Below are 13,534 nucleotides of genomic sequence, written 5' to 3' on the forward strand. Positions count from 1 at the left end.
CTTAATTGATTTGAGTGTATTTCAAAGGCATGCCGGGGCGTGCTTGCAAGACTCCTGTGGCCAAAACCAAGTCCCCTTCTTCCAGTCCGCTTAGGATCTGAACCTGGGTTTCTGTTCTGGTTCCAATTTCTACTGCTTTCTCCTGAGCTTTATTATCAGGGCCTACCACATATACTTTATATCCCTGCAATTCAGGAATAATAGATTCTGCCGGTACCATCAATGCATTTTCGGTTACTTCTAAAACAAATCGAATTCTCACATACATCCCCGGAAGAAACTTCCCTTCTTTATTAGAACTCAATGCTCTTAACTTCAGGGTTCGGGTAGCTGCATCGATTTGTGGTTCATAGGCATAAACCTCTCCTTGCACTTCTTCTTTAGAAGATTCATTGGAAAAATAAATTGGAGCTCCCATTTTCACTTGGTTGGAATATCTCTCAGGAATAGAGAACTCAATTTTGATTGGGTCAATATTCACAATACTCGCAATCATGTCTGATGGGCTAATTACACTTCCTTCAGAAATCATTCTCAATCCTATTCTTCCGCTGAATGGAGCCCGAATAATTCGTTTAGCCAGTTGGGCTTCTACCAATTTCAAATCAGAAAGCGTGGTATTGTATTGATTAAGTGCAATATCATATTCTTCCTGGCTGATTGCTTCTCTTGCCAATAATTGTTTTTGCCTGTTTTCTTGGGTTTCAAAAAGCTTCTGAGTATACTGTAACCTTTGATATTGTGCCTGTAATTCATCATCATCCAGATAGACCAAAGGGGTTCCTTTGGTCACATATTGACCTTCTTTGAATGAAATTTTACTGACTAGGCCGGAAACTTCAGGTCGAATATCTACAGCTTCATTGGGCAAAATCGTTCCAGTGACCTGCAATTGATTTCTGAGACTTTCTTTCTTCAATTTGACTACATTGACAGGAAGCTCCTGAGCAGGGCCTCGTCCTGAACCAGTGGAAGTCACAGCATTCTCATTGGTGTTTCTAGTGTCCAACCTTGGATATAGAAAAGCGACAACCACCAGTATTATGATGGCTAAAATAAGAATGACCTTGGTCTGCTTTTTCATGTGTTTATAATTTTTCTTTAAGGCCACATGGAATCTTCGCATGAATTATAATCATCGCCTTGTGTATCGCTTTGGCTCATGCTCGATTTCATCTGTTTATGATTTGTTTTTTAGAGGTCATCCCGATAACTATCGGGAGGAATGCCCAGGATAATCATCCTCCTCCCGAAACAAGATCGGGACAAGTTGTTTGAGATTTTTCCTCAAGGGCATTTCATGAATTCTAATTCTGAATAGGTTAGGATTTGTTTTTGATAAACTCTAAGGAAAGACGGTTAAATTCATCCGGACGCTCTACATTGACCACATGTCCACATTCTTTCAAAGTTTCCAAAATTGAATTTTTATGTTGTCTGACTATTTTTTTTACTGGTTCGAGGAACATCAAATCTTGATCTCCCATCACATAAAGAGTTGGGATCCCCAGATCTACTTCTTTGAAATATTTCAACAGGGGGTTGATATCTTTAGTCAATTTAAACCACCTGATAAATTCCTTCTGACAAAGCTTTTGAGCTTCCTGAATAAAGAGGTTTCTAGATTCAGAATGCTGCTTCCTTGGGAGTATGATATATGCGAAAAGACGATATAGCCACATGTAAGGAATTACTTTTTTGAAGGTATTTCCCAAAAACACCAAAAGCCTTGACTTGACATTTAGTCTGGTGACTGCACCTGCCATGACTAAAGACTTTACCCTTTCAGGCTCCAACTCTGCAAGTTGTCTTGCCAGAATTGTGCCCAGAGAAACTCCCATAAAGTGAGCTGGGGGTAATTTGACATGATCCAGCACCTCTATGATATCTTTGGTAACCGCTTCGAAAGTATATTCCTGATTATAAATCGCCTTCGGCAAATCCGTCGATTTACCATGACCTCTCAAATCAATCAAAAGCAAATTAAAATGCTTTTGAAAGTCTTTTAGCTGCTTAAACCATACCGCAGAAGAGCCTCCGGCTCCATGGATAAATACCACCCACTCTTTACTTGCAGCGTGATGAAACATTTTATAATACAACATGCTAGCTTAACTCTAGGGTCAGGGTATTGGTTCTGAACTTGTAAACTTACATAGTCTTTTTTTGGATTTGACTATAAAAAACACTGAAGGCAAATGCCTTCAATCAATGGAAAAAATAGGGGATACATTTTGTCAAATTCATATCCCAAAAGAAGTTTTATTTGAGATTATACAAAAAAAGCACCCCTTTTCAGAGGTGCTTTTAATATGGTTTAAATTAGATTAGTTGAAGATGTATCTTACACCAACCTGCATTCTCCAAGTATCTCCTAGTGAAGTAGAAGTTCTGAAGGTTTCAGTTGGGAATTCGCTAGTACCAGGTACTGTATTCAATCTATACTGAGGCTGACCTTGTGCGTTCACACCTCGGTAATTTAATAAGTTGTTCTGGAAAGCAAATCTCTGAATACCCCACTCAGAATTGAATAGGTTACCTACGTTCAAAATATCGATAGAAAGCTGAAGCTTGTTTTTAGAGTCTTTAGAAAGAACCAAATCTTCAGTAATTCTTAAATCAAATCTGTTAACCCAAGGTCTCAATGCTCCATTTCTTTCAGCAATTTTACCTCTGTTAGCACTTAGATATTCATCCTGATCGATGTAGGCATCCAGAAGAGCAGCCTGCTCAGCTGGTGTAACAACTCTACCATTCAAGGTGAATTGCTGGAATACTAATTCATTTGCGTTGTTTGGAATGTACATCAATCTGTTTGAAGCATCCCCAAAATTACCAGAGTAAGTATAAGAGAATCTACCTGCATCAGCACCTTCATAGAAGATGGAGATGGTAGTATTATCAGTCTGGTATGAAATAGATCCAATCAATCTATTAGGAATATCAAATTCAGCAAAACTCAAATCAGGATTGTTTCTGTCAACCTGTACAGTAGCTGGCCACAATGAAATAGCCTGAGAACCACCCGCAGCATCCAAATCTCTAGATCTTGATCTAGTGTATGCAATCATGGTATTGAAACCATTATCGAATTGCTTCTGCAACTGCGCAGTGAAAGAGTAGTAATCTGCCTTTCTTCTCGCGTTAGTCAAGTAGAATACGTTTCTGAAATCAGGATCATTAGAATAGTTGGTTCCGTTCCAGAAAGGTCTTGTGTCAGGTCCTGATAAAGTACCGTCAGGAGTTCTCAATACAGGATTGTACGCGATTGGTGTGGATACATCTCTAGAGTAGATGAATTCCATTGTTCCGATGATTCCAAATGGAAGCACTTGGTCAACAGCAAGGTTTGTTCTCCAAACTTGTGGAAGTTTGAAATCTCTATCAGTCAAGTTCAATTCGTTAGAAAGAGACTGTCCTGGGTTTTCAGGGTTTCCAAAAGTTACGTCTGGGTTGAATACGTAGTTAGGACCAAACGCATCCTCAACATCATCTCCTTCATATCCAAGACCACCTCTTACTACACCTGAACCATTTACTTGGTTAGACAACCATACGAATGGAATTCTACCGGAGAAAATACCTGTTCCACCTCTTACTTGGGTAGTTCTGTTACCTTTAGCATCCCAGTTGAAACCTACACGTGGAGACCACAATGGATTTACTTTAGGGAAAGTACTTACATCTGGAGTGATTGTTCCGTCAGGAGTTTCAAAAGTCTTGTTAAGATTATCCAACAATTGGTTTCTTGGAATATCGATTGGGTAGAATGGGAAGTCTACTCGAAGACCGCCGGTCACTTTCAATTTAGAAGTAACTTGATATTCGTCCTGTACATAGACACCAAACTGACCAAATCGAGTTTGATCGGTAGGAGGAGTTGTAGATCCGTCCAGGGCAAAGCTTTTTGCGAAAGCATCAGGATATGTACCTGGAGTTCTGTTGATTACAGTCTCAACAAATGAATCGTAGCTATTGAATCGGTAGAAACCGTTGAATACAGGGTTAAATGCGTTGTCAAACGTCATATACTCAAAGTTAGCTCCGAAAGTATAGGTATGCTTTCCTTTGTATAGAGAGAAGTTGTTAGTAACGTTGAAGATATTGTTTTCCAACAGGTTACCAACAGTAAACAATTCATTACCTACAGAAGTGTAATAAAGCAGGTTACCTGAAGCATCTGGCTCCAAAATCTCTATGAAAGGGAAAGCCTGTCCACCTGGAATACCACGCTTAGGATCCGTAATAGAAGTAAAGCCAATATTGAATTGGTTTGACATGTTGGATCCAATTCTTGAGTTCAATTCAGCTACCCAAGATTGTACATTTCTGTCATTGGTATAGTTAGTGTTACGGAAGTTCATCGCTTCGATACCCGTTCTAGAAGTATTTCTGAATCGAGTAGAAATGAATCGGATAGAGTTTCCGTTAGTACGCACATCTGTAAATGCGGTGTAATTGTTATATCTCACAGACAATTTGTGATTGTCATTGATGTTGAAATCCAGTCTAGCATTAAAACGCTCCTGCTCAGAAGCAAATGGATAGTTTTCGTAAGGTCCAGTTTCATAACCATAAAGCGTACGCAACTGGTTACTGATGAAGTCAAGATCAGATGCTGGAACTCTGGAAACAGTCAAACCATCAGGCTCTAATCCTGGTCTAGCAGCTACCTTGGTATAGCTAGGTACTGCCTCAGATTCAGTTTCATAGGAAACAAAAAAGAACAATTTGTTCTTAATGATTGGACCACCCAAACGGAAACCTACAATTTCATTCTTGGAATCGTCGATAGGAAGTCTGGTATCGCCTACTTTATCACCGATCATCTGGTCATTTCTCAAGAAATAGTAAGCAGAACCAGTGAATTCATTTGTACCTGACTTAGTGATAGCATTTACAGAAGCACCTGTAAAACCTGCCAAACGTACATCGTAAGGAGCCAAGTTAACCTGAACTTCTTCGATCGCATCCAAAGAGATTGGGTTAGATCCGGCAAACTGTCCTGAACCTAGACCGAAGTTGTTGTTGTAGATGTTACCATCAACCGTGTAGTTATTGAATCGGCTGGAAGTACCGGCAAATGAAGTACCATTAGATTGAGGAGTCAATCTTGTAAAATCGTTGATGTTACGATTCACAGTTGGTAAAGCATTGATACGATCATTTGTAAGGTTTAATGCAGCACCAGTCTTGTCTGCATTCATGATCGCGTCTTTGCTTGCAATTACTTCAATCGCTTCTAATTCAAGACCATCTGACAAAACTGCATTTAGGGTATAGGTTTGACCTAGACCTAAAACAATACCTTCAAATGCTCTTTCTTCAAATCCTACAAAAGTAATTCTAACAGTGTAAGGCCCACCTACACGCATGTTAGGAAGAACAAAACGACCTTCTAAATTACTCACTGCCCCATAACGGGTTCCAGATGGCTCATGGGTTGCTACTACGTTTGCTCCAGGAAGGGCGTCTCCAGAAGAGTCGGTCACCAAACCCTGAATGTTACCAGTAGTCACACCCTGCGACATTGCCCAATTAGTGCTCAGCACAACCAGGAACATTGCCAACAAGTTTCTGAGTAAATTTTGCCTCATAATTTTTTGTTTGTTTGTAAAGTTGGTTTTGAATTAAAATCCGATGCAAAGGTAATTTCCATCGAAAGGTTTTTGGGGTACTCTACGTTAAATTTACGGGCGCTAATTTCACAATTTTTAACAATAACTTAACACTCAATCCTAATTTAATTTTCTTTTTTGATCAATATCATCTCTTTTCAAGTAGATTTATTCTGCCAATTGAACAGTTTTATCATGAATATTCTTAATATGAATATTTGATTAAAAATTTGAAAAATTCAATATTTCAAAATCAGATTTGGCAGCAAGAGCCATTCATGTAAAATCAACTTATATTACAGTACAAAACCCAAATAATCTACGCTTTGAAAAACAAGAATATACTTTGGCTTTATTTGTTTTTACTTGCTTCTATCGCACACCTGTCGTTTTTATTAGAAGGGTTAAGCTCTTATCTTTTTTTCTCTAAACCTCTGATCCTTATCAGTTTGATCGGATACTTTTTTCAAATATCAAAACCAATAGCCTGGACTCTTTTGTCTAAAGCCACTATGGCCGCATTGATCTTTTCTTTGATTGGCGATATCCTATTGCTTTGGCCTCATTTATTCATTTATGGGCTCGGTGCCTTTTTGATGGCACATATCTGCTACATAATAGCATTTAAAATAGCCCAGAGGAACCCGGGAAAAATTGGAAAAGTGAATTTTGTGAAAGTCTTTCTCATCAATCTCCCGATTTACATAGTAGCGGCGCTGATCTATTTTTTGATCAATTCCAATCTGGGAAATCTTAAAATTCCGGTTATAGCCTACATTATTACCATTGTTTCCATGGTCACTTTAGCTAGGGATAGATATGGAAAATGTAATAAAGAATCTTTTTGGCAGGTATTTATAGGAGCCTGCTTATTCCTTATCTCAGATGGAGTTTTGGCGATTGATATGTTCTACATGGAATTCCCAGAAGCCGGAATAATTATCATGGGAACTTATGCTACTGCTCAACTTCTGATTGTGATGGGAATACGGTCCCATTTGATCAAACCCCAATAAAAAAGAGGCGCTAGGCCTCTTTTCTTATTTTTTGAGTTGAACTCGAATCGAAAGCTCCTCCAGTTGATCCTGAGCGATGGTGCTTGGTGAATCTATCATCACATCTCTGCCTGAATTGTTTTTCGGAAAGGCGATGTAATCCCGAATAGAGTCAGATCCGCCAAAAATGGCGCAGAGTCTGTCAAAGCCAAAAGCAATTCCACCGTGAGGAGGTGCCCCATATTCGAAGGCTTCCATTAGGAACCCAAATTGCTTTTGAGCTTCTTCTTCTGAAAACCCTAAATGCTTGAACATCAATTGTTGTGTAGGTCTATCATGAATTCTGATTGATCCACCGCCAATTTCAACTCCATTGATTACCAAATCATAAGCATTGGCTCTTACCGCACCCGGATCACTTTCCAAAAGTGCGATATCCTCTTTCTTCGGTGAAGTGAAAGGGTGATGCATGGCATGATATCTCTGGGTTTCTTCATCCCATTCAAATAGTGGGAAATCTACCACCCATAGTGGCTTGAATACAGTTCTATCTCTCAAGCCCAGTTCTTCGCCCATTTTAAGGCGAAGCTCGGAGAGCTGTTTTCTCACAGTTTTTGCATCTCCGCTCAATACTAACATCAAATCACCAGGCTCTGCTCCAAAAGCATCAGCCCAAGATTGTAAATCTTCAGAGGAATAGAATTTATCTACTGTGGATTTTAAAGAACCGTCCGCATTGTATTTGACATAAACAAGTCCTTTTGCTCCGATTTGAGGTCTTTTCACCCAATCAGTCAAGGCATCCAACTGTTTCCTTGTATACTCCGCAGCACCTTTGGCACAAATTCCAACTACCAATTCTGCAGCATCAAAAATTCCAAAACCTTTTCCTTGAGTCAATTCATTGAGCTCGACAAATTTCATATCAAACCTCAAATCAGGCTTATCATTGCCGTAAAACTTCATTGCTTCAGCAAAAGTCATTCTCTGTACTTCCTCCAGCTCTATTCCTTTTACTTCTCTGAACAAATGACGGGTAAGACCTTCGAAAGTGCTTAAAATATCCTCTTGCTCTACAAATGACATTTCGCAGTCAATCTGAGTAAACTCAGGTTGTCTGTCTGCTCTCAAATCTTCGTCTCTAAAGCATTTTACGATTTGAAAATATCTATCAAAGCCAGAAACCATCAAAAGCTGCTTGAAAGTCTGAGGAGACTGGGGTAAAGCATAGAATTCTCCTGGATTTACTCTGCTCGGAACCACAAAATCCCTCGCCCCTTCAGGAGTAGACTTAATCAAAACAGGAGTTTCAACTTCAATGAAGTTGGCCGCATCCATGTACTTTCTGGTTTCCTGCATCATACGATGACGCAATTGCAGCTTTTCTCTCACTACTCCCCTTCGCAAATCCAAGTATCTATATTTCATTCTCAGATCATCTCCCCCATCGGTTTCATCCTCTATTATAAAAGGAGGTACCTTGGCGGGGTTGAGAACGTTGAGAGAATCAACTTTAATTTCGATGGATCCGGTTGGTATTTTATCGTTCTTGGAAGTTCTTTCAATAACTATACCTTCAGCCTGAATGACAAACTCTCTTCCCAATTGGGCTGCTTTTTCCAAAAGGGCTTTATCTGTGGAGCCTTCTTCGAAAATCAATTGAGTCACACCATAGCGATCTCTCAAATCAACCCAAATCAGGCCTCCTTTATTTCTTACCCGCTGTACCCAGCCGGCTAACTTGACTTTCGTTTGGACGTGTTCAAGGCGTAATTCACCACAAGAATGCGTTCTAAGCATAAGGTTTTTATTTTTTGAAGGCTCAAAGATAAATAAATGCACAGGAGTAAGCCATGATTCTTGAAAAGGAATGTAGCAAATAAAAAAAGAGAAGAGGTTGATGCAGAAGTTTACTCCATACAAAGGCATCTTTTCTTGTTTAGAAAACTTTTTAAATCCTATGGTTCAAAAATTAGCAGCTTGATAGTTAGTTAGATTATGGAAAAAATCACGAAATTTTGAGTTAATTACATTTCCAGCAGGATTCAGGAACAATAATTGTTGTTAAATGACCTCCGTTGATCACCAAAAGCTTGCAAAAAAGGGACTTTTTGGCTTGCTTGAGGATTGTTTCGGTTCACCCTCAAAACATAAGAGTTTATTATGAATAAAAAATGGATTGGTATAGCCGCCTTAATTAGTTCGATTGGGGTTGCGGCTTGGTTCCAATTTTCAGAAATGAAATTGAATACTTTCAGTTCTGAAGAGCAAAATCTAAGTGACAGTACTGCGATTGAAAATCTAAACGAGCAATACCTCTATGGAATCAATGTGACGGGACTGAATATCGTAGAAGGTACAGTCGCAAAAAACCAAACTTTAGCCACCATTCTTAGCCCATTTAATGTACCCTATCAAATTATAGACGAAATCGCCAAAAAGTCTAAAGAGGTATTTGATGTAAGGGGAATAGCTACCAACCGAAAATTCACTGTTTTAACCCCTACAGACAGTTCCAAAGCAAGATTTTTTATTTATGAGCCAAGTCCTTCCGAATATGTAGTTTTTGACTTGGATAGCGTTGACATTTACAAGGCAGAAAAGCCAGCAGAATATAGAACCCGAGAAGCTGGAGGAACGATTAATACCTCCCTTTATGTAGACATGACCAATCAGGGAATCGGGCCGGATTTGATTGATATGTTTGCAGATTTGTATGGTTGGTCTGTTGATTTCCAAAGCTTACAAAAAGGCGATAAATACAAGGTTCAATTCGAAGAGAAATTAATCGATGGGCAAGTAGTCGGAATTACTGATATCAAACTCGCTTATTTTGAACACAAAGGAGAACCTTATCATGCGATCCCTTTCGAGCAAAACGGGGAAGTTAACTTTTTTGATCAAGATGGAAATAGCTTGAAAAAAGCATTTCTTAGAGACCCACTTAAATATACCCGCATTAGCTCAAGATATAATCTGAGAAGATTTCATCCAGTTCAGAAAAGATACAAAGCGCACCTAGGAACAGACTATGCAGCGCCAACTGGAACAGAAATACGCTCTGTGGGCGATGGAACAGTCATAGAAGCTCGCTACACATCTGCGAACGGCAATTATGTGAAAATTAAACATAATGGTACCTACACCACTCAATACTTACACATGTCCAAAATTGGAAAAGGTATTCGTGCTGGCGCAAGAATCAAACAAGGACAGGTAATCGGTTATGTAGGCAGTACCGGACTTGCAACCGGACCACACTTGTGTTTTAGATTTTGGAAAAATGGAAAACAAGAAGACTGGTTAAGAGAAAAGATCCCACCTTCTGAGCCGATTCTTTCTCAAAATAAACTAGCCTTTGAAACCAAAAAATCTGAAGCCCTTATATTACTCGCCAATATTCCTGTGACAGGTGAAAATCCTAAACTTGTAGCCCAGACACAGGATTTGATCCCTGTTGGTTCAAGTGATTAATAATTAATCGAAGAAATATCCAATATTCATAAGAAGCTGATAGTCCTCCTGACTTTCAGCTTCTTTTTTTTATCTTTCCTATTCAACCACCAAATCTATCTATGATGAGACTAAAAGTTATCGGTTTTTGGATGATCTTACTGACATTAAGTTTTTCAGTCCAAGCCCAGAAAAGATCAACTACTACTGAAAGCTCCCCTTTGCTAAAACAGGATTTTTCAGCTTTCAAATTCAGGAATATCGGCCCGGCATTTACCTCCGGTAGAATTGCTGATATTGCAATCCACCCTTCCAACAGAAATATCTGGTACGTTGCCACGGCTTCGGGCGGAGTATGGAAAACTGTCAATTCAGGTACTACCTGGACACCAATTTTTGATGAGCAGCCAGTTTTTGCAATTGGTTGTGTGACAATTGATCCCAACAATCCCAATAGAATTTGGATTGGAACCGGTGAAAATAATGGAGGCCGTCATATTTCCTTTGGTGATGGAGTCTATCTCAGTGAAGACGGAGGTATGACCTGGAAAAACATGGGTCTCAAAGATTCTCAGCATATTGGTAAAATCATTGTACATCCTTCAAATTCAAATGTAATCTATGTGGCTTCTCAAGGCCCACTTTGGAATAAAGGTGGAGAAAGAGGCTTTTATCGCTCAGAGGATGGAGGCAAAACCTGGTCTAAAACTTTGGGTGATGATGAATGGACAGGGGTTGCAGATATCGTAATTGACCCAAGAAATCCAGAAGTAATCTATGCCGCTACTTGGCAAAGACACCGAACCGTTGCAGCTTACATGGGCGGTGGAGAAAAAGGAGGCATCCATAAATCCACTGATGGGGGGAAAACTTGGACTGAATTACAAAATGGACTACCGAGTGGAGTAACTGGAAAGATTGGTTTGGCCATCAGTCCTCAAAACCCAGATTATGTGTATGCTGCAATTGAACAAATACGTAGATCTGGAGGAGTTTACTTGACCAAAGATCAAGGCGCTTCTTGGGAAAAAATGTCCGATGCAGTATCAGGAGCTACAGGACCTCACTATTATCAGGAGCTATACGCATCTCCTCATGATTTTGGAACAATTTATCTGATCGATGTGAGAATGCAGGTTTCATATGACCACGGAAAAACATTTTCTCTTTTAAATACATCAGCAACTCACTCCGATAGCCATTCATTAAACTTTATTGAAGGAGAGCCGGACTTTTTACTATTGGGAACTGATGGAGGTATTTATCAAACTTTAGACGGAACTAAAACCTGGAGGTATTTTGACAACCTTCCTATTACTCAATATTACAAAGTGGCAGTAGATGACGCTGAACCATTCTATAATGTATTTGGAGGAACTCAAGATAATGGCTCTCATGGAGGCCCTTCCCGTACTGATGACGAAGACGGAATCTCCAATGCACATTGGTCAAGAGTTTTAGGAGGTGATGGGCATCAATCTGCTGTAGAACCCGGAAATCCAGAAATAGGATATGCAGAGTCTCAGCAGGGATATTTAAATAGATTGGACAGATTAACAGGAGAATCCGTGTTTATTCAACCACAACCTGCAGCAGGTGAAGGAGAGGAAAGATTCAATTGGGATTCTCCTATTCTTCCAAGCCAGCATGTGCCAAGTACCTTATATTTTGCTTCCCATAGAGTTTGGAAATCCACTAATCGTGGGGATTCCTGGACTGCTATTTCAGGTGATTTGACCAAGAAAAAAGAAAGGTTGGAACAACCTATCATGGGTAAAAACCAAAGTTGGGATAATGCTTGGGACGTCTATGCCATGTCTAACTTCAGTTCGATCACTTCCTTGGGAGAATCTCCTATAAATGCAAATATCTTATATGCTGGAACAGATGATGGGTTGATCCAATCCACAGTAAATGGTGGTGAAACCTGGACTGCAGTAGAGGTTGGAAGTATTCCTGGAGTTCCTGCTAATGCCTTCGTAAATGATATCCGTGCGGACCTATTTGACGAGAATACGGCCTATGTGGTCTTGGATAATCATAAGGAAGGAGACTTTAAACCTTATGTAGCAAAAAGTACAGATGCAGGAAAAACATGGAAATTGATCAACGGAAACCTCCCTACTCCTTTATTGACATGGAGAATTGTTCAAGATCATGTTAAAAAAGATCTTTTGTTTTTAGCTACTGAGTTTGGAATCTATTTCACTCCTGATGGAGGTAAAAACTGGATCGAATTGGAAGGAGGAGTACCAACTATCTCATTTAGAGATATTACTATCCAAAGAAGAGAAAATGATTTAGTAGGAGCGTCTTTCGGAAGAGGTTTCTTCATCTTGGATGATATCAGTCCTTTGAGAGAAATAACAGAATCAACATTAAATCAGACTGCGAAGCTTTTTGAACCAAGAGACGGCTATTGGTATGAGCCAAAAGACACTCAAGAATACATGGGTGATAATTACTGGACAGCTCCCAACCCTGAATTTGGGGTAACTTTCACCTACTTTATCAAAGAAGGAGTAAAAACGGCCAAAGCTGAGCGTCAGAAAAAAGAGGCTGAAATGAAAAATCAGTCCATTCCTTTTCCGGGATTTGAGGCGCTGGAGGCAGAAATGAGAGAAAAAAGTCCCGAAATCCACCTTGTTATATCAGATGAGGAAGGAAATATTGTTCAGCGTGTAAATGCAAATACTTCTGCAGGTTTCCATAGAACTGCATGGGATTTGAGCATGGCAAGTCAGAACCTGATCAACCCTGAATCAATAAACCAGAGAAGTTGGGGAAGGATGATGGCATTGCCGGGTACCTACAAGGCTGTTTTGATAATGCAAAAAGAAGGTCAAATTTCTCAAATGGGAGAACCTGTAAGTTTTAAGGTGAAGCCTCTAAGAAAAGGAGCCTTACCAAGCAAGTCCTTGGAAGAAATCAAATCTTTCAGATCCGAACTTCAGTCTTTCGTCAATGAAGTGACTGCGGGCAATTTGCAATTAAACGAAGCAACAGATCTGGTAAAAGCAATGCAGGTTTCCCTATCAAGATCATCTAAGTCAGATCCACAATTGATGGAAGAGCTATATAAAGCTGAAAGGGCTTTGTTGAGCCTTGATTCAAAAATCAATGGTAATTTGGCACAAAGAGAGATTTTCGATGCCATGCCACATACTATTTCAGATCGGATTTCTGCGGCATATGGTGGGGCTTATGGAACATATGGTCCTACAGGAATGCAAAAGTCTTCTCTTGAGGCAGGCAAGAAGGAATACCAACCAATTGCAGAGGAATTAAATAAAATAAGCAATGAAACTATCCCTTCACTTGCGCAACGATTAAAAGCAAACGGAGCACCTCCAATAAAAGGCTTGAATAATTAATTTTAAAGCTCCAGTCTAAAAGCTGGAGCTTTTTCATTTCTACTTGCTGAGCAATCTTTCAGGAAAACTTAACTTGCAGCTTCAACCAGAAAAT

At 39.6% G+C, this 13,534-nt stretch carries 7 protein-coding genes; 3 read left to right on the plus strand and 4 right to left on the minus strand.

Annotated elements, in window-relative coordinates:
- Position 1: 1 nt before the first annotated feature.
- The 3 genes from GYM62_RS16230 to GYM62_RS16240 all read right to left on the minus strand — a co-directional run bounded on the left by GYM62_RS16230 (position 2) and on the right by GYM62_RS16240 (position 5,597).
- On the minus strand, positions 2-1,084 hold the full coding sequence (locus GYM62_RS16230) for an efflux RND transporter periplasmic adaptor subunit (protein WP_219957173.1): 1,083 nt from the start codon (positions 1,082-1,084) through the stop codon (positions 2-4).
- Between the two features lie 238 nt (positions 1,085-1,322).
- Positions 1,323-2,105, minus strand: a complete 783-nt coding sequence (locus GYM62_RS16235) for an alpha/beta fold hydrolase (protein WP_144604085.1) — start codon at positions 2,103-2,105, stop codon at positions 1,323-1,325.
- A 222-nt stretch (positions 2,106-2,327) separates the two neighbouring features.
- Positions 2,328-5,597, minus strand: a complete 3,270-nt coding sequence (locus GYM62_RS16240) for a TonB-dependent receptor (protein WP_219957174.1) — start codon at positions 5,595-5,597, stop codon at positions 2,328-2,330.
- 377 nt (positions 5,598-5,974) lie between these two features.
- Here GYM62_RS16240 and GYM62_RS16245 point away from each other — a divergent pair, with 377 nt between their 5' ends.
- Entirely contained in the window at positions 5,975-6,634 is a 660-nt protein-coding gene (locus GYM62_RS16245) for a lysoplasmalogenase (RefSeq protein ID WP_370627673.1), read from the plus strand.
- Positions 6,635-6,658: 24 nt separating this feature from the next.
- On the opposite strand, the gene aspS is transcribed toward GYM62_RS16245, so the two are convergent.
- Positions 6,659-8,413 (minus strand): aspartate--tRNA ligase, encoded by a 1,755-nt coding sequence (gene aspS / locus GYM62_RS16250; RefSeq protein ID WP_219957176.1) that lies wholly within the window; start codon positions 8,411-8,413, stop codon positions 6,659-6,661.
- Positions 8,414-8,776: 363 nt separating this feature from the next.
- Here aspS and GYM62_RS16255 point away from each other — a divergent pair, with 363 nt between their 5' ends.
- Together GYM62_RS16255 and GYM62_RS16260 are read left to right on the plus strand one after the other, a co-directional pair.
- The gene (locus tag GYM62_RS16255) at positions 8,777-10,087 is read left to right on the plus strand and encodes a peptidoglycan DD-metalloendopeptidase family protein (RefSeq protein WP_219957177.1); all 1,311 of its coding nucleotides are present in this window, start codon (positions 8,777-8,779) and stop codon (positions 10,085-10,087) included.
- Between the two features lie 101 nt (positions 10,088-10,188).
- Complete coding sequence (locus GYM62_RS16260) at positions 10,189-13,440, plus strand: sialidase family protein (protein WP_219957178.1); 3,252 nt, start codon at positions 10,189-10,191, stop codon at positions 13,438-13,440.
- Positions 13,441-13,534 lie beyond the last annotated feature (94 nt).

This window comes from Algoriphagus sp. NBT04N3 (assembly GCF_019443765.1).
GTDB classification, from domain to species: domain Bacteria; phylum Bacteroidota; class Bacteroidia; order Cytophagales; family Cyclobacteriaceae; genus Algoriphagus; species Algoriphagus ornithinivorans.